This is a genomic window from Saliphagus infecundisoli, from assembly GCF_020177375.1.
Taxonomy (GTDB): domain Archaea; phylum Halobacteriota; class Halobacteria; order Halobacteriales; family Natrialbaceae; genus Saliphagus; species Saliphagus infecundisoli.
In genome coordinates this window covers 707,318-731,242 of the sequence record NZ_JAIWHV010000001.1, presented here as the reverse complement: position 1 = coordinate 731,242, position 23,925 = coordinate 707,318, and the positions used below count along the sequence as shown (strand labels likewise).

Sequence of the window (23,925 nt, the reverse complement as noted above, 5' to 3'; positions counted from 1 at the left end):
GTGAACGCCGAGCGAGCGGTCGAGGCCCTCGTCGAGCGCGTCGATGGCGGCGAGACCGTCGACTGCGACGGGCTCTCGGTCGAGGCCGGCCCGGAGGGGTACCGACTCGAGCTCCCCGAACTCGAACGGACCGGACTCTCGACGGAGGAACTCCGGCGGACGCTCTCGGCGTTCGGCGAGTACGCGACGAACTGGCGCTACTGGGATCGCGTTGGCGGCGCGGGCACCGCCCGCCGGGCGTTCCTCCGGTGGTGTGAGCGCGCGCCCGTTCCCGGCGAGGCGACCCCCGGCGAGTCCGATCCCGAGCCGCTGGCGGTCCCCGACCGCTACGACGCGCTCGCGGAGGGTATCGACCGCGAGTGGGGTCAGCTCCTGCTCACGACGACCCTTGCTGAGAACGGAGACCGAAGGTACGACCTCCGCCACGTCGAGGACGCCGGCGCGGCCGTCGAGGACCTCGACACGTACGACGAGCCCCGCGAGGCTCGCGAGCTGACCACCTTCGACGAGGACGGCCGCTACCGGCCGCTGAAGACGGCGCCGACGCTCGTCCCCGGTTGGGTGTTCCCGTCGCCGTCGGCGACCGAACTCGTCTCCGCCGTCGGCTTTTTCTACCCCGCCACGGTCGAAAACTGGCACCGCGAGCGCGAAGGCGAGCTGGACGTCGATCACTGGATCGACACCGCGGAGCGCCAGACCGGGATCTACGACGTGATCGACGAACTCCCACGGGAGGCCGTCGACTGGATGGCCGAAGCCTGCTGTGTCGACTCCCAGTGTCTCCGCCGCCGGGAGTGGGAGTACGATTCCGAGGACCCGATCGACGCCCCCGGCGGCGAGGGACCGTTCCCCTGTCGGGAGCCCTGCTCGCTCGTGATCGCCGCCGCGCGGAGCTGGGCGATCGACGAATCCGAGGAGAGCCACACCTGGGAGGTCGAGTTGACGAGGGGCGAACGCAACCAGATCGAGGAGATCGTCGACGCCGTCGCGGAGGGCCGGACAGAGGAGATCCGCGAGGCGGACGTCGGGGAGGGGGCGAACCGCTACCGGGCGCGATACCTTCGGGCGAAACGGTTCGGCGGAGAAGACGACGGCGACGAGGGTGGAGAGGGATTCGGCGACCTCGTCGAGTGACCGGGAGCGATCAGGCGGTGTAGGCGAGCCAGCCCGCGACGGCGACCGCCGCGGCGACCGCGAGGACCGCGAGGAATCCCCACGAGCCGCCGACGACGCTCGCGGACACGACGGCGACCCCGATCGCGACGACGCCGACGAGGGTCACCGCGAGGGTCGTCCGGTCGATCTCCCCCGTGGCCGCCCGGTTCCGGCTCCGGGTTCGGCCCGCCGACCCGCCGGTCGTCGGCTGGACGAACCGTCCGCCGCCGCCCGACCCCGAGGAGCCGCCCGCGGGGATCCCCAGGGTCTCGTCGACCTCGATCTCCTCGGGCGCCGCCGTCACCGCGAGCCCGACGTAGACGGTAGTGGCGCCGTACCCCGTCGAGATCGCGAGCGTTCCCTCCAGCTCCCGGTCGACGTCGGGCGCCCGAAGCGAGATGTAGGCGTCGGAGTTGGCCTCGACGTAGTGGTTCGACTGGTCGATCGAGAGGTAGTCGCCGAGTTCACCGGTGATCCGGCAGTGGACGTGGGCCGACGATCCCTCGTTCTCGATGGCGATCCCGAACCGGTCGCCCGCGAGCACCTCGAGCTTCGAGGGGCGGGCGTCCAGTGGCTGTGGGCCTTTGCGGCTGACCGTGACGGTGACCTCTTCGGGGGGCACGGTACTCACCCGTTAGGCCGGCGTCCCCTCGCGCATGTCCGGCGGGAGCAGGTTCGGGATGCCGTCCTCTATGGGGTAGCGTTCGCCACACTCCGTACAGATGAGGGTACCGGAGACGACCTCGTTCTCCTCGTACTCGGCGTCCTCGAGCTCGAGGTCGTGTTTGTCCAGCGGACAACAGAGGATCTCCAGGAGCGACTCCTTCATACTACCTTCGCTATCCGCATTCAGCAAAAGGTTTCGGGAAGAGCCCTATGGCCGTTCGACGACGACCGTCTCCTCGCGGGCGGGGCCGACGCCGACGGCGTACACTGGCGCGTCGAGTTCGTCGGCGACGTACTCGAGGTACGTCCGGGCGTTCTCGGGGAGGGCGTCGTACCCCTCGGTCGCGACGTCCGCCCAGTCGACGTCGGGCCAGCCCTCGAACGTCCGGTACTGGGCCTCACACCGGCCCCACTCCTCGGTCGTCGCGGGCATCGTCAGGCGCTCCTCGCCGTCGACCTCGTAGGCGTGGCCGACGTTCAGTTCGTCGAGACCGGCGAGGGTGTCGACGTGGTTGACCGCGAGACCGGTAAAGCCGCTCGCGCGGGCCGCGTGGCGCAACATCGGCATGTCGAGCCAGCCGACGCGACGGGGACGGCCGGTGACGGTGCCGTACTCGCCGCCTTCCTCCCTGATCTGGTGGGCGAGTTCCTCGCTCTCGGTCTCGGGATTCGAGGGATCGCCGTCGTACCCCGGCGTGTCGCCGGGGACGCCGCCGAGTTCGGTCGGCATCGGGCCGCTGCCGACGCGCGTGAGGTAGCCCTTGACGACACCGACGATCTCGCCGTCCCCAACGACGCCGGGGCCGAGTCCCGACCCGGTGGCGGCGCCGCCGGCAGTCGGGTTTGAGGAGGTGACGAAGGGGTAGTTGCCGTGGTCGATGTCGATGAGCGTTCCCTGTGCGCCCTCGAACATGAGGTCCTCGCCCTCGGCCATGCGGTCGGCGAGGAAGTCGCCGCTATCGACGAGCATCCCCTCCTCGGCGAGGCGCCGTCCGTACTCGGCATACTCCTCGTGGAGGGCATCGACCGAGAGCGCGTCGGGGTCGTCGAGACTCCCGATGTCGAGGCCGAAGACGTCCTCGACTAACGCGCGCTTCTGGGGGAGGACGTACGCGAGGCGCTCGCGGAGTGTGTCGGGGTCGGTCAGATCGGCGATCCTGAGCCCCCGCCGGGCGGCCTTGTCCTCGTAGGTGGGGCCGATCCCGCGGCCGGTGGTGCCGACCTCGTTGTCGTCCTCGCTCTTTCGGTCCTCCTCGATGCCGTCGAGCAGGCGGTGGTAGGGAAAGATGACGTGTGCGCGGCGGGCGACCCGGACGTCGGGGTCGACGCCCCGCTCGCGGAGGGCGTCGATCTCCGAAAAGAGGGTTCGGGGGTTGACGACGCAGCCGTTACCGAGGACGTTCACCTTGCCCCGGATGGCCCCGCTGGGAACCAGCGAGAGCTTGTACTCCTCGCCGTCGTGGACGACGGTGTGGCCGGCGTTGTCCCCGCCCTGATACCGGACGACGACGTCGGCGGAGTCGCCGAGGACGTCGACGATTCCGCCCTTGCCTTCGTCGCCGAGTTGGGACCCGACGATCGTGACGGTCATAACAGCGCCGGGTTTCTCCCCGGTCGATAAACCGATTACGGTCTCCCCGGTCCCGGGTGCCGCGACCAGAAGCGTTAACTCCTCCCACGAGAAAACTCGGATCTCACCCCTCGTCCCGGATCCCGGAGAGAAACTTTTAAAGGGCCCAAAGACAAGTTAACAAATGCCATGATAGATCGACTCGAGAAGGAAGTAGACATGCTGGAACGACACCTTCAGGTCCTGAAGATGGTCATCGAGAACGAGCCCATCGGCATCGTGAAGATGTCCAACGAGACCGGCTATCCCCACCACAAAGTCCGGTACTCGCTTCGGGTCCTAGAGGAGGAGAACCTGATCGAGCCCTCGAGCCAGGGCGCGATCAAGACCGAGCGCACCGAGGAGTTCGTCGACGAACTCGACGGCAAACTCGACGAGATCGGCGAGAAGCTAGACGGGATGAAGATCGAGGACGTCGCCGAGATCGAGGGTTAGAGGTCGGGCGTCGAGAGATACAGTTCCTCGCGTCTGGCCTCGACCAGACAGAGGTGATAGCCGCGATTTCTCGAGAGCGTGACGTAGCTTCGCTTCGGGCTCCGTCGCAGGAACCCCCCGCCGCCGGTGACGCCGTCGACCACCTCCAGTGCGTCGGGGTCGAAGTAGCTCGCGGCGACGACCATCGCCGCCGCGATCCCGGGATACGTCGAGGTCGCTCGCGAGGTCGCTTCCTCCACGCCGGCGACGACCTCCCGGCTCGCGGGCTCGCGCGACTCGTGACACCGTGCGGTCACCAGGGGGGTCCCGTGTCTGTCGAAGGCGACGACGTCGAAGGCGACCGACTCGCCGCCGTCGAGGTCGAGCGTGGCGTCGAACGTCGCGCGGTCGATCCGCGGGATCGCCTCGGAGAGGTCGGCCAGGGCCTCCTCGCTTCCGGTGTCTCTGATCTCGAAGGGGAGGGTCCCGACGAGCCAGTCGACGAACCGGTACTCGATGGTCGACTCGAGAAAGTCCTCGAACGGCCGGCCCTCGACGCTCGCACCCTCCTCGAACTCGGTGTGGTGGTCCAGGCGGAGGTTCGAGCGGACGGCCTCGGGTTCGGCCGAATCGAGGCCGGCCAGCGTCGACTCGCCCTTCGAGGCGTAGCGCACGAACAGGTTCGTCCCCGCGATCGCCTCCTCCGGCGCGACGTCGTCGCCGGCCGCCCGCTCGCCTCCCCCGCCAGCCTCGAGTTCCTCGATCCGGGCCTCGAGGCGGTCGACGGTCTCTCTGAGCACCCGGTTTTCCGCGACCAGCCCCGCCTCGCCCTCGCGCTCGATGGCATCGAGGCGGGCCTCGAGCCGGTCGAGTCGATCCCCGTCGCCGTCGTGGTCGCCTCCGGGCGGGTCGCCGTCGACCGTCGGCCCGAGGTCGGCGGGATCGACCGGCGCGAGCGAGACTTCGACGACCTCGTAGCCCTCGAGGGCCCTCGAGACGTGTTCGACGGCCCCGGCCCCCGTGAGGGGCTCGCCGCCCCCGACGGCGACGGCTGCCTCCCGGCTCCCGTCCTCGTAGACGATCGCCCACTCGTCGCGGGGTTCGGGGCCGCCCGCGGGATCGACGTAGCAGGTGCGCTCGTCGGCCGCGAGCACGTCGTGGAGCGCCTCGGGCGGCGTCTCCGCGGCGTCGTAGCTCCGTCGGGTTTCGCTCTCTCGCTCGGTCATCGCGTATCCGAGCACGAGCGCGGGGGCGGGAGCGACGTGGAGCCGGCCCGTTCGGACGACCCGCTCGGGGTCGCCCTCGCTCCCGACGATCCGGCCCTCGTGGACGAACAGATGGCCCTCCTCGGCGAGGACGACGCCCGATACCCCTTCCGCGAGGTCCCCTACCGCGCCGGTGAGCGACCGGGTCTCCCAGCCGTCGATACGTTCGCGGAGGCGGGGGTCCATGCGGTTTCGGTTCCTAGATCTTCGACTCGGCGTCGTCGGCGAGTTCCTGCATGCGCTTGCCCAGCCGGCCTGCCGAGGAGAACTCGTCCTCGCTCATCGCGCCCGCGAGGGCGTTGCCGAGGACGAAGACGGCGTGTTTGTGCTCGCTTTTCGATTTGTGGACGTGGGAGGGGTCGACGTCGAGCCGGCGGTAGGGCTCGAAGAGGTCCTCGTCGACCTCCTCGCGGTCGCTGAAGTACTCCATGATGACCACCAGTTCGGCGTGGAGGTCGAGCAACTCGTCCTTGTGCATACGTCCGGGTACGGACGGTTTCGGTTTAAGGATTGTGTGCAGGAGAGTGCCAAAACCCGTTCCTGGCACGGACACCGCCGGTTTCGACGGAGTTCGGTTAGCTCCGGTCGAGCAACCGGACGGCGGCGACGGCCGTCCATCCGCCGAAGAGCACGGCAGCAAGGAACTCGACGAGGCCGAACCACGCCCCCGATTCGAGGAGCCCGACGTCGATCGCGAGGAGCCAGCCGCCCCACAGCAGGAGGTGTGCCAGCCCGACCCCGACAGTCACTGCGCCCCACCGGCGCTCGCCGGCACGAACGGCTCCCGCGCCGAGCAACAGGTTCGCGACCGGGGCGCCGGCGAAGAAGGCGAGCGCGACCGGGCCGTGCAGCGACCGCCCGAGGTACCAGTCGGTGTGCTCGAGGAAGAACACCCCGACGAGGGCCATCCCGGCGATCGCGAGGCCGTAGCAGACGACGCCGGCACGCTCGAGGGGAGTCCAGGCCTCGGCCCACAGGCGCCCGACGAACGGCGCGCCGACGACCCCGCCGAGAACGAGCCCGCCGTTGAACAGGGGGAAGGTGGCGGTTCCCGGTCGACCGAGATCCGAGAGGGCGTGGCCCGACCAGGTAAAGGGGTCGGCGAGGGCAGTCGAGAGCAGGATCGCCGACAGCACGAGGACGGGCGCGGCGATTCCACAGCCGGCAGCGACGCGCCGGGACGAGAACGATCCCATCGGGTCCCCTCCTCGCCGCGGGGTTATCAGTTCCCGGCCTCGGCGATCCGATCGCTCCCGATTCGCCGCCCTCGCGGCGGTCTCGAATCCCGGCGTCACTCCCGTCGCCCGACGGTCACGAGCGGACGTCATCGATCCTGGAGGACGACGGCCGCGGCGACGAGCGCGAAGACGGCCATGGCGGCGGCGAGCAGCGCCATCGCCGCCCCGATCGTGTACCGGCCGGCGACCCCGCCCATCGCCGCCGGAAAGACCGCGAAGCCGGCGCCGCTGGCGACGAAGGCGACGGCGTTGACCGGGCCGCTGTACTCGGGGACGTGGTCGGTCGCCCACGCCAGCAGGGTGGGGAACATCCCCGCGACGAGGAAGCCGACGACGGCGACCGCGCCCAACATCGCGTATCCCGACGTCGAGAGGAATCCCACGAGCGCCGCCGTCGCGAGCGCGGCGCTCGCGAACACCAGCGCGATCTCGTCGACCCGCTCCGTGGCCCGGCTGAACGCGTACCGGCCGGGAACGTACGCCGCGAGGTACAGCGACAGCGAGAGGTTCGCGACGCTCCGGGGGAGCGACTCCCCGACGTAGTAGGGAAGCCAGGTGAAGATCCCGCCCTCGACCAGGCTCAACAGAACCAGCAACAGCGCCATCGTCCCCACCGTCGGCGTGCGGAGGAGGGAGGCGAGTTCCCGGGGAGCAAGCGCCTCCTCGGTCTCGAAGCCGGGGGCCTCGAGTCGTCCGAAGGCGGCGACGACGGGGACGAACGCACAGGCGAGAACGAGGAAGGCGAGGCGCCAGCCCCGGACGACGAGCGCGGCGGTCGCCAGCAGCGGGCCCAGCGTCGCCCCGACGGCCCACGCCATGTCCTGGAGGTTGTAGATCCGGCCCCGACGGTCGGGGTAGAGGTGGCTCAACAGGGGCCGGTCGAGGGCGTGGAGGCTTCCCTGGGCGAGTCCGGCGGCGCCAAAGCCCGCCAGCAGGACGGCGTACGTCGGCGCGAACGCGAGCGCGACCAGCAGGGCGACGAAGCCGACGCCCGCGACGACCAGCATCCGGCCGACGTCGATCCGGCTGACGGCCGTCCCGACCGCGGACACCGAGACGAGGGTGCCCGCCGAGGCCGCCGAGGCGATCAGTCCGAGCTCCCCCTCCGAGACCGCGAAGCTCTCGCCGAAGCTGGGGAGCAGGGCGCCCCGGAGCTGGAGGAAGGCCCCGAGGACCCCGACCGAACAGAAGATACAGACGGTCCACGCCCGGCGATCTCTCACGACCTCACTCTCGAGGGCGGGACCAAAAAGCGCGCGAAAGCGGCGACCGGCAGTGCCGTGGCAAGCGAAAGGGCGTTGGCGCTCCGGCCCCTCCGTTCGGGAAATGGGCGACGCGAGCCAGTGGCTCCACGGACTGTGGCGGTTCTATCTCGGCTACACCGACCGGCCGGTCCACGCCGCAAGCGCCGCTCTCCTGGCGATCTTCGGGATCCTCGTCTTCGTCGATCCCCTCTTTGCGATCCTCGCGGTCGCGGCCTACATCGCCCCGCCCGTGATCCTCTACATCCGCGCCGACGACCCCGAGGCTCAAGCGAGCCGACATCGGCGAGTGCCGGATCGGGACCCGCCCGCCCCCCGAGGCGATGTCGGGAGGGAACCGGCATCGAGTGGCGGACGGAGAGGTGCGGTGGGCGACGCCGGTTCGGATTCGGACGCCGATTCCGACGGCACGGACGCGGACTCGGATTCCGATGGAGGCGATGGCGACTCCGATTCCGACGGCACGGATACCGATTCCGACGGAGACGACGGCGACACGAACTCGGACTCCGATGGCACGGACACCGACACGGACTCCGATGGCTGACGCTTCCCGGAGGATCGACCGAGCTAGTAAACTTGACTAGCGTTTACTCTTCTGTGGAGGGAAACGTTGAAACGGCCTCCGGTTGGACGGACGGTATGGAACTCGAGGACGTCAACAGCGTCGCAGTTCTCGGCGCCGGGAACATGGGCCACGGGATCGCGGAGGTCGTCGCGATCGCGGGCTACGACGTGGCGATTCGGGATATCAACGAGGACCTCGTCTCCGACGGGTACGACGACATCGAGTGGTCGCTCGGGAAGTTGGTCGAGCAGGACCAACTCACCGAGGAGGAGGCCGACGCCGCCCTCGAGCGAGTGGAGCCGGTCGTCGAGATGGAAGCGGCCGTCGGGGAGAGCGACGTCATCATAGAGGCCGTCCCCGAGAAGATGGAGATCAAGAAGGACGTCTACGGCGAGGTCGAGGAGTACGCGCCCGAGCGCGCGGTCTTCGCGACGAACACCTCCTCGCTGTCGATCACGGAGCTCTCGGAGGTCACCGACCGGCCCGAACGGTTCTGTGGCATGCACTTCTTCAACCCGCCGATCCGGATGCCCTTAGTCGAGGTCATCTCGGGTGCTCACACCGACGAGGGGACGCTGGACCTGATCGAGGCCCTCGCCGAGGACGTCGGCAAGTCCCCGGTCAGGGTCCACAAGGACAGTCCGGGATTCATCGTCAACCGCGTGCTCGTCCCGCTGATGAACGAGGCGGCCTGGATGGTCCACGGCGAGGAGGCCACCGTCGCCGAGATCGACTCGACGGCGAAGTTCGACATGGGGCTGCCGATGGGGCTGTTCGAACTCACCGACCAGGTCGGCCTCGACGTCGGCCTCCACGTCCAGGAGTACATGCACGAGACCCTGGGCGACGCCTACGAGCCGTGTCCGCTGACCGTCGAGAAGGTCGAGGCGGGCGACCTCGGGAAGAAGACCGGCAAAGGCGTCTACGACTACGAGGACGGCGAGGGCGTCGAGATCCCGACCGACGAGGGCGAGGAGTGGATCGCCGACCGCCTGCTCGCCGTGATGGCCGACGAGGTCGCCCAGTTGATCGACGGCGACGTGGCCGGTCCCGATGCCATCGACGAGGCGATGCAACTCGGCGCGGGCTTTCCCGACGGCCCCGCGAAGATGGCCGATAAGCGCGGCCTCGCCGATCTGCTCTCCGCGCTCGAGGACGCCCACGAGGAGACCGGGGCAGCCCGACACGCCCCCTCCGAGGCCCTCGGTGGGTTCGCCGACGACGGCGGCTTCTACGGCGCCGACGACGGGAACGACGACGGTGGCGACGAGCCCGACTACGAGGCGATCCGGGTCGAGTACCCCCGCGAGAAGGTCGCCCACGTCGCCATCGACCGTCCCCACCGGATGAACACGATCAGCTCGGACCTGCTCGAGGAACTCGCCGGCGCGGTCGAGGCGCTCGACGGGGACGACGACGTTCGCGCGATCGCGCTCACCGGCGCTGGCGACCGGGCGTTCTCGGCGGGCGCCGACGTCCAGAGCATGGCCGCCGGCGGCGGTGATCCCATCGAGGGGATCGAGCTCTCCCGGCAGGGCCAGGAGACGTTCGGCTCGCTGGAGGAATGTGACCTCCCGGTCGTCGCCGGCATCGACGGCTACTGTCTGGGCGGCGGGATGGAGCTCGCCGCGTGTGCGGACATGCGCGTCGCGAGCGAGCGCTCCGAACTCGGCCAGCCCGAGCTCAATTTGGGACTGATCCCCGGCTGGGGGGGAACCCAGCGGCTCCCGCGGATCGTCGGCGAGGGCCGCGCCAAGGAGATCGTTCTGACCGCCGAACGCTACGACCCCGAGACGATGGCCGACTACGGCTTCGTCAACGAGGTCACCGACAACGACTCCCTGGAGGAACGCACGCTCGACCTCGCAGAGGAGATCGCCGCGGGCCCGCCGATCGCCCACCGCTTTACGAAGCGGGCGATGCGTGCCGGCCGGGACGACATGGAGGCGGGCCTCGAACTGGAGGCGACGGCCTTTGGCCACCTGATGGGGACCGACGACCTGATGGAGGGGATCACCGCGTTCATGGGCGACGGCGAGCCGGAGTTCGAGGGCAAATAACCGAGTCGCGGGATTTATCAGCCGTTGTCACCATTCAGGAGGCGTGACTGGAGTCGCCGGGAGGCCGGGGAAGTGGTCGCGGTGAGCGAGCCCACCGTGCTCGTCGTGGACGACGAGGCCCGCCTGGCTGACCTCTTTGCGACCTGGCTCGAGCCGGAGTACCCGGCACGAACGGCCAACGACGGCGAGGCAGCCCTCGAGGCGATCGACGACACGGTCGAGATCGTCCTGCTCGACCGCCGGATGCCCGGACTCTCCGGGGACGAAGTCCTGGCGACGATCCGCGAGGAGGGGTACGACTGCCGGGTCGTGATGGTGACCGCGGTCGACCCCGACTTCGACATCATCGAGATGGGGTTCGACGACTACCTCGTCAAGCCGGTCTCGAAAGACGAGTTGCTCGAGATGCTCGAGTCGATCGCGGCCCGCACCGAGTACGAGTCGGAGATCGGCGAGTACTACGCGCTGGTCTCGAAGAAGGCCCTGCTCGAATCCGAGAAGACCGAACGGGAGCTCGCCGACCACGCCGAGTACCGACGCCTGTGCGAGCGCGTCGAGGAGCTCCGCGAACGGGTCGATACGACCGTGACGGGGCTCTCCGAGGACGGCTTTGCGGGTGCCTTTCGGGACCTCGATCCGGAGAATTGAGCGGATCTCAGGGCGCCTGCCGGTAGATCAGGTTGCGCTGGATCTCGTTTGCCCCCTCGTAGATGACGGGGATCCGGGCGTCTCGGAACACCCGCGAGATCCGGCGTTCGGCGAGGATCGACCGGCCGCCGTGGAACTGCATCCCCCGTTCGGAGATATCGACGGCGGCCTCCGTCGCCTCCGTCTTGGTCAGCGCCGCCCAGTAGCCCGCCTGGGTACCCTCCTCGACCTTCTCGCAGGCCCGCCAGGAGAGCGAGCGGGCGGCCTCGAACCGTCTGAGCATGTCGGCGAGGCCGTGCTGGACCGCCTGAAACTCGTTGATGTTCCGGCCAAAGCCCTCGCGGTCGTGGACGAACTCCCAGGTGGATTCGATGGCCGCCGCCGCGAGGCCGATGCCGTGGCCGCCGACGATGACCCGGCCGTGGTTGAAGAACTCCGCGAGCATCCAGAAGCCCGCACCTTCGGTCCCGATCAGGTTCTCCTCGGGGATCCGGCAGTCCTCGAAGGTGATGTGGGCCTGTTTGGAGGCCCGCATCGCGATCTTCTCGGGGATGTGTTCGGCCTCGTAGCCCTCGGTGTCGGTCGGGACGATGAACATCGAGTGGTTGCCGTACCGGTTGGTCTCGTCGTCGCCCGTCCGGGCGTAGACCGTGACCCAGTCGGCCTCGACGCCGTTGCCGATCCAGTACTTCTCGCCGTTCAGGACGTACTCGTCGCCCTCCTTTTCGGCGCGGGTGTCCATCCCCGCGAGGTCGCTTCCCGTCTCGGGTTCGGAGACCGCGAGCCCGGAGATCTGGTCGCCCTCGGCGACGGGGCGGACGTACTCCTCGCACTGCTCGTCGCTACCGTACTCGTAGGTCATCTCACAGCCGAAACTCGCGAGTTGGAGGGTGAGCGCGATGCCGGCGTCGGCCCGATAGAACTCCTCTGCGATCGCGAGCGTCTGCGCGAGGTCGTACCCCTTGCCGCCCCACTCCTCGGGAACGTCCTGGGCGACCAGACCGGCCTCCTGGCCCGCCTCGAGTATCTCGTGGGGGTACTCCCCCGATCGGTAGTACTCCTCTGCGTTCGGCGCGATGTGTTCGTCGGCGAACTCCCGGGCAGTTTCCTTGACGTCGCGGGCGCGTTCGGGGACCGGATCCGGTTCGAGAAGCTCCATGTCCCCCCTGTCGTCCGCGGCACCGATATAGCTCAGGGAACCCACCGACGATTCAACGCGGGGAAACTACCGGAACGTTTGCAGGCGTTCGGCCGGCGGCCGGTCGTCGGTAGCGGCCCCCCGGACGTCCCAGACGAGATCGGAGACGACGTGGGCGTAGAGGACGACCGCCGTCAGGACCGCCAGCGGTCGGCTCGCGAGCACGAGGGCGGCGACGGCGAGTCCGCCGATCAGGTGGTGAGAGAGGAGCCGCGAGAGGACGCCGACGTCGCCGGGAGCGAAGATCTCCCCCTGATCGGAGAGGGCGATCCGGGGGCTGGCGAGGCAGGTCTCGAGGGCGTCCCATCCCCCGGTCCGGAGCCGCGCGATGAGGAAGTGATCGAGGTCGATCAGGACGCCTGCGGCGACCGCGTAGAGAACGAGGACCGCGGGCGGGACGGCGGCGCCGAAAAGGGAGACCGGAGGGAGCACGAGGACGGCCGCCAGTCCGACGACCAGGGAGACGATCGCGTGGTGGACGGAGTACACGGATCAGCCGGCAAAGCCCGACAGCAGCCAGTCGTCGTCCTCGTCGTCGTCCCCCGAGAAGTTCGGGGCGCTGACGAGGACGAACGCGCTCTCTTCGTTCCCATTTCTGATCTGGCGGGTCGACTCTGGTGGAATGCGGAGTGCGTCGCCGGTTTCCATCGCGACGTCCTCGCCGTCGACGTCGATCGTCGCCCGTCCCTCGATCAGGACGTAGACCTCCTCGTGGTCGTTGTCGGCGTGGTCGTGGGGCCGGCTCTTCCAGCCCGGATCACACCGGGCGACGGTGACGCCGACGCGCTCGGTCTGCAAAGGGTCTCGCAGGAAGTGCATCGCGTTCGAGACCTGGTCGACCTCCTCGTAGTTGACCTTCGTGTACGACATGATACCCGTGGTTTCGTCGGCAGCGTAGTAAAACTACGCTCCCGTCTCAGGCGCCGTCGGCGACCGGATCGAAGTCGTCAACCGGGATCACCGAGTAGTCGACGGTCAGAACGTCCTGGGTCGCTCTGATCTTGCCGACGAACGTCGAGATGTCCTCTAACTCGCCCTCGAGGACGAACAGTTCCATGCAGTGGTGGTCGCCGACGTGGGTGTGGAAGTTCGAGGCGACGAGGGCCTCGTGTTCGTGGCGCAGGCGCATCATCCGCTCTTCGACGCTCGTCGTCTCGTAGTCGAAGAGCACCGTGACGACGCCCATCAGCTCCCGGTCCTCCAGGCGGGTGTCCTCGAACTCCCCCAACAGGTTCCGACCGGCCTCCCGGACGACCTCGCTGCGGCCGGTGTAGCCGTGGTCCTCGGCGAACTGGTCGATGCGCTCTAAGAGCCCGTCCGGCATGGAGACGCTGACGACTGCCATGTAACAACTCGACGCGCTTCGACTATTAAGGATTGGCATTCCCCGGGTGGGAGAGTGACGGGATCGCTCCGCGACGGACCGCTACGCGATGTCACGGCTCGTGTCGATCGAGACCCGTTCGGAGAGCTCGAGCTTGATCGTCTCCGTCGGCGCGCCCCCGCCACGGAGTTTCGGAACTGTGAGGTAGGTCTCGAGTTCGGTCGCGCCGACGGCCGACCGGAGGTCGAAGACGGCGTCGGCGACGTGGAGCGTCGTCGAGCGAGTCGATGGAGGGGACTCGACTTTGGGACAGTGCAACACCGCGATCGAGCCGGTCTCGACGAGGTGTTCTTTCAGCCAGTTGAGAAAGGCGGTGTAGGCGGTGCGGTCGGTTCGCTCTATGACGTCCATCGTATCGACGATCAGGTTTGCGTCCGCGGGGAGGGCTCCGACCAGCTCGCGGGCCTCCGCCAGCGGCTCGTCGTCGCCGACTCGCCGGATCCGGGGGGTGCCGACGGGCGCCGCCGTCCGCTCCATCGCGTGTGAGACCGCCTCGGCCGACCGCTGGGTCGAGAGATACAGCGTTCGGCGGGCGGCCGTCAGTTCGTAGAGCAACAGCTCGGACTGGCTCGCCGGGCGGGCGGTGTAGGCGACGATCGTCCCGGGGGGGAGGCCGCCGGCGAGCTTTCGATCCAGCACGTCGATACCGGTGGCGACCGGATCTGCCATTCGGCGAACAACTCGTCCGTCTCGGTCATAACCTTTTGGTCTGCGAACCGGGCGCGCACGCCCGTCCCCCCGAGCGCTCCCTTCGGCCGGGAGTCCGCCCGACCGGGGTGACGAAGGGGGAGATTCAAGGTCGCCCGGGGCGCCATCACGGACGAATGCGCCAGGACCACCTCGTCACGAGCAAACAACTCTCCCGGGCGGACGTCGAGGCCGTTCTCGACCGCGCGGCCGAGATCGACGCCGACCCGGGGGCCGTCGCCGACCGCCACGCCGGCTCCCTGCTGGGCCTGCTCTTTTTCGAGCCGAGTACGCGCACGAAGATGAGCTTCGAGGCCGCGATCAAGCGCCTCGGCGGCGACACCGTCGACATGGGAGCGGTCGACGCCTCCAGCGTCACCAAAGGCGAGAGCCTCGCCGATACGGTCCGGGTCGCAGCGGGGTACGCCGACGCGCTCGTGCTCCGTCACCCGCGCCAGGGCGCGGCGACGATGGCCGGCGAGTTCGTCAACGTCCCCCTGATCAACGCCGGCGACGGCGCGGGCCACCACCCGAGCCAGACCCTGTTGGACCTCTATACGATCCAGGAGAACGCCGGGCTCGACGACCTCACCATCGGGATCATGGGCGACCTGAAGTACGGCCGAACCGTCCACTCGCTTTCCTACGCGCTGACGAACTTCGAGGCCGACCAGCACTTCATCAGCCCCGAGAGCCTCCAGCTTCCCCGCGAGGTCGTCTACGACCTCCACCTGGAGGGCGCGACGGTCCGCGAACACGAGGGCTACGAGGCGATCCTCCCCTCGCTGGACGTCCTCTACGTCACCCGGATCCAGCGCGAGCGCTTTCCCGACGAAAACGAGTACCAGCAGGTCGCCGGCGAGTACCGGATCGACGCCGACGCCCTCGAGGCGGCCGAGGACGACCTGACGGTGATGCATCCCCTTCCGCGGGTGGACGAGATCGCACCCGACGTCGACGACACCGACCACGCGGCCTACTTCGAGCAGGCCCACAACGGGGTTCCCGTCAGGATGGCCCTGCTGGACATGCTCCTGGGTGATGGGGATGAGTGAGAACGGAGACGACGCGAGCCACCAGCTCCGGGTCAGCAAGATCCACAACGGAACGGTGATCGACCACGTCCGGGCCGGCCAGGCACTGAACGTCCTCGCGATCCTCGGCATCGACGGGGGCGACGGCGAGAGCGTCTCCGTCGGGATGAACGTCCCCTCCGACCGCCTCGCCCGCAAGGACATCGTGAAAGTCGAGGGCCGGGAGCTGAGCCAGGACGAGGTCGACGTCCTCTCGCTGATCGCCCCCGACGCGACGATCAACATCGTCCGCGAGTACGACGTCGTCGAGAAACACCGCGTCGAACGCCCCGACGCAGTTTCGGGAGTCCTCTCGTGTCCGAACTCGGGGTGTATCACGACCGCCGACGAGCCAGTCACCAGCCGGTTCGAGGTCCTCAAGGATGGCGTCCGGTGTGGTTACTGCGGGACGATCGTCCGCGAGGGGATCGCCGACCAGATCGACACCTGATACGGGCTTCTGTAAATCATTACCGGCGAAACCGCAGAACTATCGCGGTTTCGCCGGTAAATCGTTACAGCAATCCGTATGAGAGGAACGGCTAAGTGGGAGGGGCCCGACAGATCACACGCTATGGCACGTCTGCTCAAACTCGCGGCGGTAGTGGTCATCCTGGGAGCCCTCTGGAAGGTCCTCGGCGGTGGGGACGACGACGAAGTCGAGATCGAGTACGAACCGACCGAGTAGTCAGGAGGGCTCGCCGTGGGAGACCCCTTCACGCTCGTCGGCGCGCATCCGCCGGATCGCCGCCCGGGCGTTGCCCGCGTCGTAGCCGAAGAGGACGCCCTCCCCGTAGGCGGCGGCGACCTCCGTCGCGTGGATCAGCTCCTCGACGCCGACGTCGACCGCGTAGAGTTCGATGCTGAAGGGGGTCTCGAGTGCGCTCTCGAACCCGCGGGCGATCGTCTCGAGCCAGTAGGTCGTCCCGTAGTGGGTGTCGTACAGCGGGATCACGAACTCGTCGACGTGGTCCGCTAGCGCCGGGAGGTCGATTCCCGCCCGCTCGCGGAGGTGGCCAGGGTAGGGATCGGGATGGAGCGTGAGATACGTTCGGCCCGGAACCCGCGAGGCAGCGTCGGCGACGAACGCCGTAATCACGCTCGCGCGCCACTCTCCCCACTCGTCGTACGTGTTCTCGGCGAAGGCCTCCTCACAGCGCGAACACCGGCAATACTCCCCGCGGGGAAAGCCGACGTCGTCGAGGCGGACGTCGCCATTTGCCGCGGCGCAGTCCTCGACGATCTCGAGGAGTCCCGCGCGGTAGTTCGGGTCCGTCGGACAGATGTACGCCCAGTCGAAGTACGGCTGCTCGCGGGTCGCACGATTGCCGTCGCCATCGACGGGAACGAGGTCGGGTTCGGCGTCGGCCGCGGCGTTGTCGGCGAAACACGAGACCATGTTCACCGCCGACTCGAGGGGCTCCTCCTGGCGCCCGGAGACGTCCTTGACCTCGAAAAAGCCCCGGTCGAACTCGGGCCACTCAAGGTCCTCGGGGTTGCGGGTGACGACGCCGTACATACCCGCAGTGGGGTCCGGGGACTGAAAACGGTTGCTCGTCGGGCTCACAGCCGGTCGCGGCGCCAGGCCTCCAGGTGCTCGCGGTCGCGGGTGTCCTCGGGGAGGTCCTCGAACCACCGTGCCTCGGAGATCTCGTCGTCGGGGTCGTCGATCTCGGGCACCAGGCTCTCGGCGCGGGCGGCGAAGACGGGCACCAACCCCCAGGTCTCGTAGCCGCCGGTCTCGAGCCCGATCCGTGTGAGCAGTCCCAGCCCGTCGTAGCTGGCTTCGATCCCGGCCTCCTCGGCGAGCTCGCGTCGGGCGGTCTCGGCGAGGGATTCGCCGGGCTCGACGCCGCCGCCGGGGAGGACCCAGCGGCCGACGCCCTCGTGGCGGACCAAGAGGAGTTCGCCCGAGGGACGGTAGACGATCGTGTGGGCGCCGTAGGGCGCGCCCGTCCGGCGGATCCGGTCGACGAGCGTCGCAAAGCGCCGCCGCGAGACGCTCCGGCGGTCCTCGCGCTCGATGAACTCCTCGTGGTGTCCAGCGAGGTCCCGATAGCGCTCGGCGGCAGTGCGGGCGGCGTCGTCGGCGCGGACGGCGAGTTCGTCGAACGTCATCGCCCGCGCCCGGCCGATCCGACAGGTTCGGCGGTCGACACGTCCATCGTGTGCCGACGTATATCGGGGAGGGAGGATAACGCTTCGGTCGTCACGACGGTCCGGCGCCGCTTTCGCCGGTCGTCGCGGCCGTCGTCGGACATCGTTTTGGTCCTTGGAGACGTACCACGAGGGGATGTACGACCGGATCCTCCTCCCGACCGACGGCAGCGAGACGACCGACCGCGCGCTCGCTCACGCCGCCGATCTGGCCGATCGGTACGGCGCGGACCTCCACCTCCTCTACGTCATCGACGTGACCGTGTTCGCAGACGACGTCGAGACGGCGGGGATCGTCTCGGAGTTCGAAACGATGGGCGACCGGATCGTCGACCGCGTCGCGGCGGAGGCCCGGGAGGCCGGGGTCGAGCCCGCCGCGACGGCCGTCGTCCGGGGGACGCCCCACCGGACGATCCTCGAGTACGTCGACGAGGAGGGAATCGACCTCGTCGTGATGGGGACCCACGGCCGGACGGGACTGGACCGCTATCTGCTGGGCAGCGTCACCGAGAAGGTCGTCAGGCTCTCGGACGTCCCGGTCTTGACCGTCAGGGGACCCGGAGCGGACGGGGACGAAGGGTGACCGGACCCGACGGAACGCGACGGGGCTGAGAGCGGAGCGTGACGGATGGGGGTGTGACGGGCATGGAACTTTGAGACCCCCCGACGTAGAGCCGGTCATGTCCCACTCGACGTTCGACGTGACCGCAGACGGGGAACCAGCCGCCGACGTGCTCGTCGTCGGCCTCTCGAGTCCCGGCTTCGCCGGGGTCACCGCGACCGACTACCTCACCAGGCACCTGCCGAGCGAGGCGGTCGGCCACGTCTCGCCCGCGGAGTTCCCGACGATCACCCCGTTCGCGGAGGGACGCCCGCGCAACCCGACCCGGATCTACGATATAGAGGACACCGCCCTCGCCGCCGTCGTCGGCGAGCTGTTCGTCCCGGTGCCGGCCGCGCCGGCGTTCGTCGACTCGCTGCTCTCGTGGGTCGAGGAGGCGGGGATCTCCGAGATCGTCGTCCCCTACGGCATCCCCTTCCCCCATGGCCCCGAGGAACACGACGTCTTCACCGTCGCGACCGACGCGTTCCGGGAGCACCGCCTCGAGGGAAGCGGGTTCGACGGGCTCCGCGGGGGGGTCCTCGACGGCCCGGTTGGCGAACTCGTCGCCCGGAGCATGAACGGCGCCGCGCCGCCGACGGGCGCGCTCCTCACGCCCGTCCACTCGCCCGGTCCCGACCTGGAGGCCGCGATCCGGCTCGTCGACGCCCTCGAATCCCTCTATGGAGTGGACGTCGACGAGGGCGAACTGCGCCGCCAGTCCCGGGAGCTCCAGGAGTACTACGCGACGCTGGCCGACCGAATGAACGCCATCGAGGAGGGCAGCCGGGACTACCCTGAGGACCGCTCGTACATGTAGCGGTCGCCGCCGCTATCCGGATCGCACGCGACAAGGGACGAGTCGGCGAGTTCGGTGCCTACAGGAGGCTGTCGTCATCGTCGTCGTTGCGGCGGGTATCGTCGTCGCCGAGGAGGTCGTCATCGTCGTCCGTGAGCCCCGAGTCGTTCCCGATGCCGGCGTCGTCGCCGACGCCGGACGTGCCGGGGCCGGTCCCTGCGGCCCCGCTGGCGCCCGCGAGGTCCTGTTCGAGTCGGACCTCGTCGTCGGTGACGCGGCTGACGGCGTGGTCCTGAAGCGGATAGGTCTCCTCGTTGGTGTCCTCCCAGCCGAGTTTCGCCCGGATCGTGTCGGTGATCCCCGGGTCCGGTTCGACGCGGGCGGTTCCGTGTTCGATGGCCGAGACGATGCCGATCTCGTCGCCGCTCGCGTTGACGACGGTCTTGCCGACGTCGTCGTCGGTGAAGGTTGCACACATTGCGGCCTGATCTACCACGGTTTTACACAAGCCCCTGGTGCTTGCAGCCTCCGCGGTCGGAGTCGCCGGATCGGGGTCGTCCGCGGAATCGAAACAGTCAAACCCGCGACTGACCGTTCAGTTACCAACGTGGAGGCACTCTCGACCGGGGTCCGCGACGGGGGTGGGAGGGGCGACTCCGAGACGTCCAACGTCGTCCTCATCACGGTCGACTCCCTCCGGACGGACGCGATCGGTCCCTACGACGACGGCCGCCACAGCCCGGTGATCGATTCGCTCGCCGAGCGCGGGACCGTCTTCGAGCGGGCGTTCGCGACCGGAAACTGGACCCCCTTCTCCTTTCCCTCCATCCTCGCCTCCCGGCCGGTGTTCGCCGACACCGGCCGGATCGGCGTCGACGAGGTCCCGACCCTGCCCGAAACCCTCTCGGAGGCCGGCGTCTCGACGGCCGGCTTCAACGCCGCCAACGGCTTTCTCACCTCCAGTTGGGGATACGACGACGGGTTCGACGAGTTCGAGCCGTTCGTCGCGAGCGTCGGCTCGAGCATCTACAGCCGGTACCTCGCGACCCACCCGACCGTCGAGGCCTGGCTCCAGCTCGCGGCCTCGCCGATCAGGCGCGCGGCCTCGCGGCTGCGGGGCAACGCCGACGACCGCCCCTTTCTCGACACCTCCCGGATGTTCGACGTCGAACACGCCGCGACCGACTTCATCGAGGGAACCGACTCGCCCTTTTTCCTCTGGATCCACTACATGGACACCCACACGCCGTACGTCCCCGCACCCCGCTACATCCGCGAGGTGTCCTCGGACCTGATCGGCACCCCCCGGATGATCCACGCCCACACGCGAACCGGACTGGGCTGGGAGGTCGGCGACCGGACGCTGTCGGACCTGCGGACGCTCTACCAGGCGACGGCCAGACAGGTCGACGCCAGCATCGGCCGCCTCCTCGAGGCGCTGTCGGCGGCCGGCGCCCGCGAGGAGACCGCGATCCTCCTGGCGGGCGACCACGGCGAGGAGTTCCAGGAACACGGCCACCTCGCTCACTACCCGAAGCTGTACGACGAGCTGATCCGGGTCCCGCTGATCGCGGACGTTCCCGGCGCCGACGGCCGACGGATCGAGGGCCAGATCGGCCTCGACGCGATCCCGCCGACGATCGCGGAGCTGCTCGGCGCCGACGCCCCCGAGATCTGGGAGGGAGAGAGCCTCGTGTCGACCGTCCGCGAGGGCGACGCCCCGCCCGACGAGCCGGTCGTCTCGGTCACCGTCCGGGGCCAGGAGGTCACCGCCCAGCCGATCCCCCGCTCGCTTTCGGACGGCGACCTGCTCGTCTCCGTTCGCGACAGGGACTGGACATACATCGAGAACGTCGACACCGGCGACTCCGAGCTGTACCACCGCCCGTCGGACCCGATCCAGGGGACCGACCGCTCGGTCGATCCCTCCGAGGAGGAACGGGCGGTCGTCGAGGAGTTCCGTCCGATCGCCCGCTCGCACGCCAACAGGCTCTCGGACGGCGACGCCGCGTCGAAACCGGACGTCGACGACGATCTCGAACGACGGCTGGAGGCGCTGGGATACAAATGATCCGTTCGTTCGTCCGAAACCTCCGGAGCGGTCCGCTCGCGCTCCGGCTCCGGCGGTTCGTCCTCGTCGGGGCGATCACCGCCGGCGTACAGATGGTGTTGCTCTGGCTGTTCGTCGACACCGCCGGCTTGAACTACCTCCTCGGGGCGCTGATCGCCATCGAGATGACCATCGTCCTCTCGTACGTCCTCAACAACGCCTGGACGTTTCGGAAGAGTCGCAACACCGGCACCGGCGAGTACCTCGCCGGCCTGTTCAAGACGAACGTCGTCCGCGGGACGGCGATCCCGATCCAGCTGGCGATCCTGTTCGTCCTCGTCGAAGGGGTGAACCTCCTGTATCTGGTGGCCAACGGCGTCGCCATCCTCGTCAGCGGAGTGTACCGATACGTACTCGACGCACGATGGACGTGGGACGTATGATCGGGATACCGGCGCCGCTCCTCGTCGACTTTCTCGCCGGGGGGTTCGAGGGAATCGTCGAGTCGGCGACGGGCTGGCCCGGAATGGGCATCATCTTCGTCTACTCGTTTCTGATCGCGTTCGTGCTCCCCGGGCCCAGCGAGATCGTCCTGGTCGCACCGCTCGACCTCGGGCTCCCGACCTGGGCCCATCTCGGGAGCATCATGATCGTGAGCGCGGTGGGGAAAGCCGCCGGCAGCGTCTTCGCCTTCCACATCGGCCAGGAGGTAAAGGAGTCCGGCCCCGTCACCCGATGGCTGCGGCGCTCGCGGTGGGACGTCCTCGAGTGGTCGGAGGCCCGATCGGTCCAACTCGCCCAGCGCTACGGCTACGGCGGACTCGCGATCGCGCTGTCAGTTCCCTTTTTCCCCGACACGATCTCGATCTACGCCTTCGCCGTCCTCGAGAAGGACTACGTCCGGTTCGCGATCGCGACGTTCCTCGGCAGCCTCGGGCGCCTCCTCGTCACGATCGGGCTCCTCGGCGGGGTCGTGACGGTGTTTTAGGTCGGGGCCTCGCCATCGGTCCCGCGAGCCCGACCACTCGGTCACGCCAGTGACACGCCGTGGCAACCCTTATGCGCCGACGCCCCGTAGGCCGGAGACCGATGAACGGCCGTCCACCCGCTCCGACGACCCTCTCGCTGTCCAGGGAGACCTGCTGGACGCTCCACCACGCGCTCCTGTCGCGTCTCGAGGACGGCACGGAGCCCCGACCCGAACTCCTCCGGACGTTCGAGCGGGTAGACGCCGGCGAAACCACCTTCACGGCCGCCGAACTCGAGCGCATCCGGGACGTTCTCGCCGACTACCACCACGCGACGGGCTGGCCGGAGCTCGAACGTGCCCGACTCGAGGAGCTCCTCCACCGGGTCACGGAGGCCCTCGAGTCGCCGGAAGCGGAGCCGATGCGGTGATCGGTGGCCCTCGTAGCGAGCCCAGCCTCTCGCTGATCGGGCGGCGCCTCGGTGGGCTCCGTCGGGAGGCGAGGGGCACATCGTTGCCGGGACCGCCACGGCGGCCGACGGGCCGATCGCGTCCGAACTCAAGTCGCCGTGTCCGACGCGTTCCGGCGCCGGGCGGTAGACCTCCGGCAGGACCCGGGGCCGTCGAGCGTAAGGCGTGACATTATGGCGGAGGAGGCGGTTCGGACCTACTGACGCATGGACGACCACATCGGCATCGAACTCGTGACACCCACCGTGGCCACGTCGAGTATCCGGTCCGGACGGGCGGCCGGTGACGGCCGGCCGATCCGGCCATCGTCGGACCGGAGAGCGATCCGACCGCCACCCAGCCAGTACCGTCGGCGTACGGTGAACGGATGCCGATAGTCCGATCGCTCGTCGAGAACGATCGGGTGAACGCGGCGCTCGCATGGCTGATCGTCTCGGCGATCGTCGTTGCAGCCGCCGCGACCGCCTGGCAGGAATCGCTCCTCTGGGCGTCCCTCGGAGCGAGTATCGTCGTTCTCGCCCTCGTCCCGCCGATCGTTCGGCGCGATCCGTCGTCGGTGCCTCCCTGGGAGGTGCTGTTGATCGCCGCCGTCCCGATCTGGGTTCGACTGTACGGTACCCTCCCGATCGCCGGCTTTCTGACCGTTGCGGCGATCGCTCTGCTGGTTACCGCCGAGATCGACGCCTTCACGCCGATCAGAATGTCCCCGCGGTTCGTCGTCGCCTTCGTCGTGCTCGCGACGATGGCCGTCGCCGGCCTCTGGACTATCGGCCAGTGGGTCTCGGACGTCGTCTTCGCGACGTCGTTTCTCACCACGAAGAACGAACTGATGTGGGATCTCGTCTACGCGACCGCGTTCGGCGGGCTCGCCGGTGTCCTCTTCGTGGTCTACTTCTACCGCCACGACACGGCCGGCGGGGAGCATCACAGCCAGCTGGGTGATTCGTCGTGACGGACGAGGGCGGCGCCATCCCGGGACTGTCCGACCGGCGGTGCTGGCACGGCGTTCGACTGATCCAGATCGCGCTGGGGCTCATCGTCGGCTACGCGCTCGTCACGGTCGATTTCGGGCTGGTAGTAAACGCCGGCATCCCGCTGGCGCTCACCGTCCTCCCGGCGCTCATACGCCGCGAGTTCGATCACGAGATGGGTGCCCCGCTCGCGCTCTGGATCGCGCTGGCGTCGTTTTTCCACGCGGTCGGTGCGCTCGGTCCCTACCAGACGTTCGGATGGTACGATTCGATGACCCACACGGTGTCGGCGACCCTCGTCGCGGGCGTCGGCTACGCCGTCGTGGACGCGCTCGACCGATCGGCCGATTCGGTCGAACTCCCCGGCGAGTTCCGGTTCGTGTTCATCCTCGTGTTCGTCCTCGCCTTCGGCGTCCTCTGGGAGATCGGGGAGTTCGCCTCGGCCGGGCTGGCGGCCGTCGTCGGCGGCGAACCGGTGTTGGCACAGTACGGAACGAGCGACATCGTCTTCGATCTCCTCTACAACACGGTCGGCGCGCTCCTCGTCGCCCTGTGGGGGACCGGCTACTTCGACGGCGTCGCCACACTCGTCAGCCGGGGAGTCGGCGGGGCGGGCGACTCGAGGTGATCGCTCCATACGCCCGTCGTGTCACGACCGATG

The 23,925-nt window shown here is 68.7% G+C and carries 30 protein-coding genes; 15 read left to right on the top strand and 15 right to left on the bottom strand.

Annotated elements, in window-relative coordinates; genetic code table 11:
• A complete protein-coding gene (locus LCF40_RS04125) occupies positions 1–1,134 on the top strand; it encodes a DR2241 family protein (protein WP_224827468.1) in 1,134 nt (377 codons plus the stop codon).
• A gap of 10 nt (positions 1,135–1,144) precedes the next feature.
• On the opposite strand, the gene LCF40_RS04120 is transcribed toward LCF40_RS04125, so the two are convergent.
• The 3 genes from LCF40_RS04120 to LCF40_RS04110 are packed head-to-tail and all read right to left on the bottom strand — an operon-like array spanning position 1,145 to position 3,412.
• The gene (locus LCF40_RS04120) at positions 1,145–1,777 is read right to left on the bottom strand and encodes a DUF7524 family protein (RefSeq protein ID WP_224827467.1); all 633 of its coding nucleotides are present in this window, start codon (positions 1,775–1,777) and stop codon (positions 1,145–1,147) included.
• 12 nt (positions 1,778–1,789) lie between these two features.
• The gene (locus tag LCF40_RS04115; protein ID WP_224827466.1) at positions 1,790–1,984 is read right to left on the bottom strand and encodes a methytransferase partner Trm112; all 195 of its coding nucleotides are present in this window, start codon (positions 1,982–1,984) and stop codon (positions 1,790–1,792) included.
• Between the two features lie 45 nt (positions 1,985–2,029).
• On the bottom strand, positions 2,030–3,412 hold the full coding sequence (locus tag LCF40_RS04110; protein ID WP_224827465.1) for an adenylosuccinate synthase: 1,383 nt from the start codon (positions 3,410–3,412) through the stop codon (positions 2,030–2,032).
• 168 nt (positions 3,413–3,580) lie between these two features.
• Between LCF40_RS04110 and LCF40_RS04105 the strand changes: the two genes are divergently transcribed.
• Entirely contained in the window at positions 3,581–3,886 is a 306-nt protein-coding gene (locus LCF40_RS04105) for a hypothetical protein (protein ID WP_114575560.1), read from the top strand.
• Here the strand turns inward: LCF40_RS04105 and LCF40_RS04100 are convergent.
• From LCF40_RS04100 to LCF40_RS04085, 4 genes are all read right to left on the bottom strand, one after another.
• A complete protein-coding gene (locus LCF40_RS04100) occupies positions 3,883–5,316 on the bottom strand; it encodes a DUF7527 domain-containing protein (RefSeq protein ID WP_224827464.1) in 1,434 nt (477 codons plus the stop codon). The genes LCF40_RS04105 and LCF40_RS04100 overlap by 4 nt on opposite strands.
• 13 nt (positions 5,317–5,329) lie before the next feature.
• Positions 5,330–5,608 carry a UPF0058 family protein gene (locus tag LCF40_RS04095; protein ID WP_114575562.1) on the bottom strand — a complete coding sequence of 93 codons (279 nt, stop codon included), beginning with the start codon at positions 5,606–5,608 and terminating at the stop codon, positions 5,330–5,332.
• 97 nt (positions 5,609–5,705) lie between these two features.
• On the bottom strand, positions 5,706–6,326 hold the full coding sequence (locus LCF40_RS04090) for a DUF998 domain-containing protein (RefSeq protein ID WP_224827463.1): 621 nt from the start codon (positions 6,324–6,326) through the stop codon (positions 5,706–5,708).
• Between the two features lie 128 nt (positions 6,327–6,454).
• Positions 6,455–7,591: an MFS transporter gene (locus LCF40_RS04085; protein ID WP_224827462.1), complete on the bottom strand. Its 1,137-nt coding sequence runs from the start codon at positions 7,589–7,591 to the stop codon at positions 6,455–6,457.
• 103 nt (positions 7,592–7,694) lie between these two features.
• Here LCF40_RS04085 and LCF40_RS04080 point away from each other — a divergent pair, with 103 nt between their 5' ends.
• From LCF40_RS04080 to LCF40_RS04070, 3 genes are all read left to right on the top strand, one after another.
• A complete protein-coding gene (locus tag LCF40_RS04080) occupies positions 7,695–8,177 on the top strand; it encodes a hypothetical protein (protein WP_224827461.1) in 483 nt (160 codons plus the stop codon).
• Positions 8,178–8,272: 95 nt separating this feature from the next.
• Positions 8,273–10,258, top strand: coding sequence for a 3-hydroxyacyl-CoA dehydrogenase/enoyl-CoA hydratase family protein (locus tag LCF40_RS04075; RefSeq protein WP_224827460.1), 1,986 nt, complete (start codon positions 8,273–8,275; stop codon positions 10,256–10,258).
• Between the two features lie 81 nt (positions 10,259–10,339).
• Positions 10,340–10,906: a HalX domain-containing protein gene (locus LCF40_RS04070; RefSeq protein ID WP_224827459.1), complete on the top strand. Its 567-nt coding sequence runs from the start codon at positions 10,340–10,342 to the stop codon at positions 10,904–10,906.
• A 7-nt stretch (positions 10,907–10,913) separates the two neighbouring features.
• Here LCF40_RS04070 and LCF40_RS04065 read toward each other — a convergent pair whose 3' ends face one another.
• From LCF40_RS04065 to LCF40_RS04045, 5 genes are all read right to left on the bottom strand, one after another.
• Positions 10,914–12,065 carry an acyl-CoA dehydrogenase family protein gene (locus LCF40_RS04065; RefSeq protein WP_224827458.1) on the bottom strand — a complete coding sequence of 384 codons (1,152 nt, stop codon included), beginning with the start codon at positions 12,063–12,065 and terminating at the stop codon, positions 10,914–10,916.
• Between the two features lie 66 nt (positions 12,066–12,131).
• Positions 12,132–12,593, bottom strand: a complete 462-nt coding sequence (locus LCF40_RS04060; RefSeq protein ID WP_224827457.1) for a hypothetical protein — start codon at positions 12,591–12,593, stop codon at positions 12,132–12,134.
• Positions 12,594–12,596: 3 nt separating this feature from the next.
• Complete coding sequence (locus tag LCF40_RS04055) at positions 12,597–12,974, bottom strand: cupin domain-containing protein (protein WP_114575580.1); 378 nt, start codon at positions 12,972–12,974, stop codon at positions 12,597–12,599.
• A gap of 46 nt (positions 12,975–13,020) precedes the next feature.
• Entirely contained in the window at positions 13,021–13,449 is a 429-nt protein-coding gene (gene nikR, locus LCF40_RS04050; protein WP_224827456.1) for a nickel-responsive transcriptional regulator NikR, read from the bottom strand.
• Between the two features lie 81 nt (positions 13,450–13,530).
• Positions 13,531–14,157 carry an RAD55 family ATPase gene (locus tag LCF40_RS04045; protein WP_224827455.1) on the bottom strand — a complete coding sequence of 209 codons (627 nt, stop codon included), beginning with the start codon at positions 14,155–14,157 and terminating at the stop codon, positions 13,531–13,533.
• Between the two features lie 155 nt (positions 14,158–14,312).
• On the opposite strand from LCF40_RS04045, the gene pyrB reads away from it, so the two are divergent.
• Complete coding sequence (gene pyrB / locus LCF40_RS04040; RefSeq protein ID WP_224827454.1) at positions 14,313–15,230, top strand: aspartate carbamoyltransferase; 918 nt, start codon at positions 14,313–14,315, stop codon at positions 15,228–15,230.
• On the top strand, positions 15,223–15,699 hold the full coding sequence (pyrI, locus tag LCF40_RS04035; protein WP_224827453.1) for an aspartate carbamoyltransferase regulatory subunit: 477 nt from the start codon (positions 15,223–15,225) through the stop codon (positions 15,697–15,699). Before pyrB ends, pyrI begins: the two co-directional genes overlap by 8 nt.
• A gap of 237 nt (positions 15,700–15,936) precedes the next feature.
• Here pyrI and LCF40_RS04030 read toward each other — a convergent pair whose 3' ends face one another.
• Positions 15,937–16,767, bottom strand: a complete 831-nt coding sequence (locus LCF40_RS04030; RefSeq protein WP_224827452.1) for a hypothetical protein — start codon at positions 16,765–16,767, stop codon at positions 15,937–15,939.
• Between the two features lie 44 nt (positions 16,768–16,811).
• Entirely contained in the window at positions 16,812–17,366 is a 555-nt protein-coding gene (locus LCF40_RS04025; protein WP_114575585.1) for an NUDIX hydrolase, read from the bottom strand.
• A 175-nt stretch (positions 17,367–17,541) separates the two neighbouring features.
• On the opposite strand from LCF40_RS04025, the gene LCF40_RS04020 reads away from it, so the two are divergent.
• Positions 17,542–17,988 carry a universal stress protein gene (locus tag LCF40_RS04020; RefSeq protein ID WP_224827451.1) on the top strand — a complete coding sequence of 149 codons (447 nt, stop codon included), beginning with the start codon at positions 17,542–17,544 and terminating at the stop codon, positions 17,986–17,988.
• 97 nt (positions 17,989–18,085) lie between these two features.
• The gene (locus LCF40_RS04015; RefSeq protein ID WP_224827450.1) at positions 18,086–18,826 is read left to right on the top strand and encodes a proteasome assembly chaperone family protein; all 741 of its coding nucleotides are present in this window, start codon (positions 18,086–18,088) and stop codon (positions 18,824–18,826) included.
• A gap of 58 nt (positions 18,827–18,884) precedes the next feature.
• Here the strand turns inward: LCF40_RS04015 and LCF40_RS04010 are convergent, their stop codons facing one another.
• Positions 18,885–19,301: a hypothetical protein gene (locus LCF40_RS04010; RefSeq protein WP_224827449.1), complete on the bottom strand. Its 417-nt coding sequence runs from the start codon at positions 19,299–19,301 to the stop codon at positions 18,885–18,887.
• 111 nt (positions 19,302–19,412) lie between these two features.
• On the opposite strand from LCF40_RS04010, the gene LCF40_RS04005 reads away from it, so the two are divergent.
• The 6 genes from LCF40_RS04005 (at position 19,413) to LCF40_RS03980 (ending at position 23,892) form a co-directional block, all read left to right on the top strand.
• On the top strand, positions 19,413–20,876 hold the full coding sequence (locus tag LCF40_RS04005) for a sulfatase (RefSeq protein ID WP_224827448.1): 1,464 nt from the start codon (positions 19,413–19,415) through the stop codon (positions 20,874–20,876).
• Complete coding sequence (locus LCF40_RS04000) at positions 20,873–21,298, top strand: GtrA family protein (protein WP_224827447.1); 426 nt, start codon at positions 20,873–20,875, stop codon at positions 21,296–21,298. Before LCF40_RS04005 ends, LCF40_RS04000 begins: the two co-directional genes overlap by 4 nt.
• An 83-nt stretch (positions 21,299–21,381) precedes the next feature.
• Complete coding sequence (locus tag LCF40_RS03995; protein ID WP_114575884.1) at positions 21,382–21,843, top strand: YqaA family protein; 462 nt, start codon at positions 21,382–21,384, stop codon at positions 21,841–21,843.
• Between the two features lie 101 nt (positions 21,844–21,944).
• Positions 21,945–22,253, top strand: a complete 309-nt coding sequence (locus LCF40_RS03990; RefSeq protein WP_224827446.1) for a DUF7853 family protein — start codon at positions 21,945–21,947, stop codon at positions 22,251–22,253.
• Positions 22,254–22,660: 407 nt separating this feature from the next.
• Positions 22,661–23,245, top strand: a complete 585-nt coding sequence (locus LCF40_RS03985) for a hypothetical protein (protein WP_224827445.1) — start codon at positions 22,661–22,663, stop codon at positions 23,243–23,245.
• The gene (locus LCF40_RS03980) at positions 23,242–23,892 is read left to right on the top strand and encodes a DUF2238 domain-containing protein (RefSeq protein ID WP_224827444.1); all 651 of its coding nucleotides are present in this window, start codon (positions 23,242–23,244) and stop codon (positions 23,890–23,892) included. The genes LCF40_RS03985 and LCF40_RS03980 overlap by 4 nt, the downstream gene beginning before the upstream one ends.
• Positions 23,893–23,925: the final 33 nt, after the last annotated feature.

Bases quoted from the DNA above. Each gene is read 5' to 3' on its own strand.
- LCF40_RS04025 (WP_114575585.1), bottom strand. From the start codon at position 17,366: ATGACGTTCGACGAACTCGCCGTCCGCGCCGACGACGCCGCCCGCACT.
- pyrB (WP_224827454.1), top strand. From the start codon at position 14,313: ATGCGCCAGGACCACCTCGTCACGAGCAAACAACTCTCCCGGGCGGAC.
- LCF40_RS04030 (WP_224827452.1), bottom strand. From the start codon at position 16,767: ATGTACGGCGTCGTCACCCGCAACCCCGAGGACCTTGAGTGGCCCGAG.
- LCF40_RS04100 (WP_224827464.1), bottom strand. From the start codon at position 5,316: ATGGACCCCCGCCTCCGCGAACGTATCGACGGCTGGGAGACCCGGTCG.
- LCF40_RS04015 (WP_224827450.1), top strand. From the start codon at position 18,086: ATGTCCCACTCGACGTTCGACGTGACCGCAGACGGGGAACCAGCCGCC.
- LCF40_RS04075 (WP_224827460.1), top strand. From the start codon at position 8,273: ATGGAACTCGAGGACGTCAACAGCGTCGCAGTTCTCGGCGCCGGGAAC.
- LCF40_RS04110 (WP_224827465.1), bottom strand. From the start codon at position 3,412: ATGACCGTCACGATCGTCGGGTCCCAACTCGGCGACGAAGGCAAGGGC.
- LCF40_RS04105 (WP_114575560.1), top strand. From the start codon at position 3,581: ATGATAGATCGACTCGAGAAGGAAGTAGACATGCTGGAACGACACCTT.
- LCF40_RS04115 (WP_224827466.1), bottom strand. From the start codon at position 1,984: ATGAAGGAGTCGCTCCTGGAGATCCTCTGTTGTCCGCTGGACAAACAC.
- LCF40_RS04055 (WP_114575580.1), bottom strand. From the start codon at position 12,974: ATGTCGTACACGAAGGTCAACTACGAGGAGGTCGACCAGGTCTCGAAC.
- LCF40_RS04090 (WP_224827463.1), bottom strand. From the start codon at position 6,326: ATGGGATCGTTCTCGTCCCGGCGCGTCGCTGCCGGCTGTGGAATCGCC.
- LCF40_RS04095 (WP_114575562.1), bottom strand. From the start codon at position 5,608: ATGCACAAGGACGAGTTGCTCGACCTCCACGCCGAACTGGTGGTCATC.
- nikR (WP_224827456.1), bottom strand. From the start codon at position 13,449: ATGGCAGTCGTCAGCGTCTCCATGCCGGACGGGCTCTTAGAGCGCATC.
- LCF40_RS04020 (WP_224827451.1), top strand. From the start codon at position 17,542: ATGTACGACCGGATCCTCCTCCCGACCGACGGCAGCGAGACGACCGAC.
- LCF40_RS03990 (WP_224827446.1), top strand. From the start codon at position 21,945: ATGAACGGCCGTCCACCCGCTCCGACGACCCTCTCGCTGTCCAGGGAG.
- LCF40_RS03985 (WP_224827445.1), top strand. From the start codon at position 22,661: ATGCCGATAGTCCGATCGCTCGTCGAGAACGATCGGGTGAACGCGGCG.
- LCF40_RS04065 (WP_224827458.1), bottom strand. From the start codon at position 12,065: ATGGAGCTTCTCGAACCGGATCCGGTCCCCGAACGCGCCCGCGACGTC.
- LCF40_RS04045 (WP_224827455.1), bottom strand. From the start codon at position 14,157: ATGGCAGATCCGGTCGCCACCGGTATCGACGTGCTGGATCGAAAGCTC.
- LCF40_RS04080 (WP_224827461.1), top strand. From the start codon at position 7,695: ATGGGCGACGCGAGCCAGTGGCTCCACGGACTGTGGCGGTTCTATCTC.
- LCF40_RS04000 (WP_224827447.1), top strand. From the start codon at position 20,873: ATGATCCGTTCGTTCGTCCGAAACCTCCGGAGCGGTCCGCTCGCGCTC.
- LCF40_RS03995 (WP_114575884.1), top strand. From the start codon at position 21,382: ATGGGCATCATCTTCGTCTACTCGTTTCTGATCGCGTTCGTGCTCCCC.
- pyrI (WP_224827453.1), top strand. From the start codon at position 15,223: ATGAGTGAGAACGGAGACGACGCGAGCCACCAGCTCCGGGTCAGCAAG.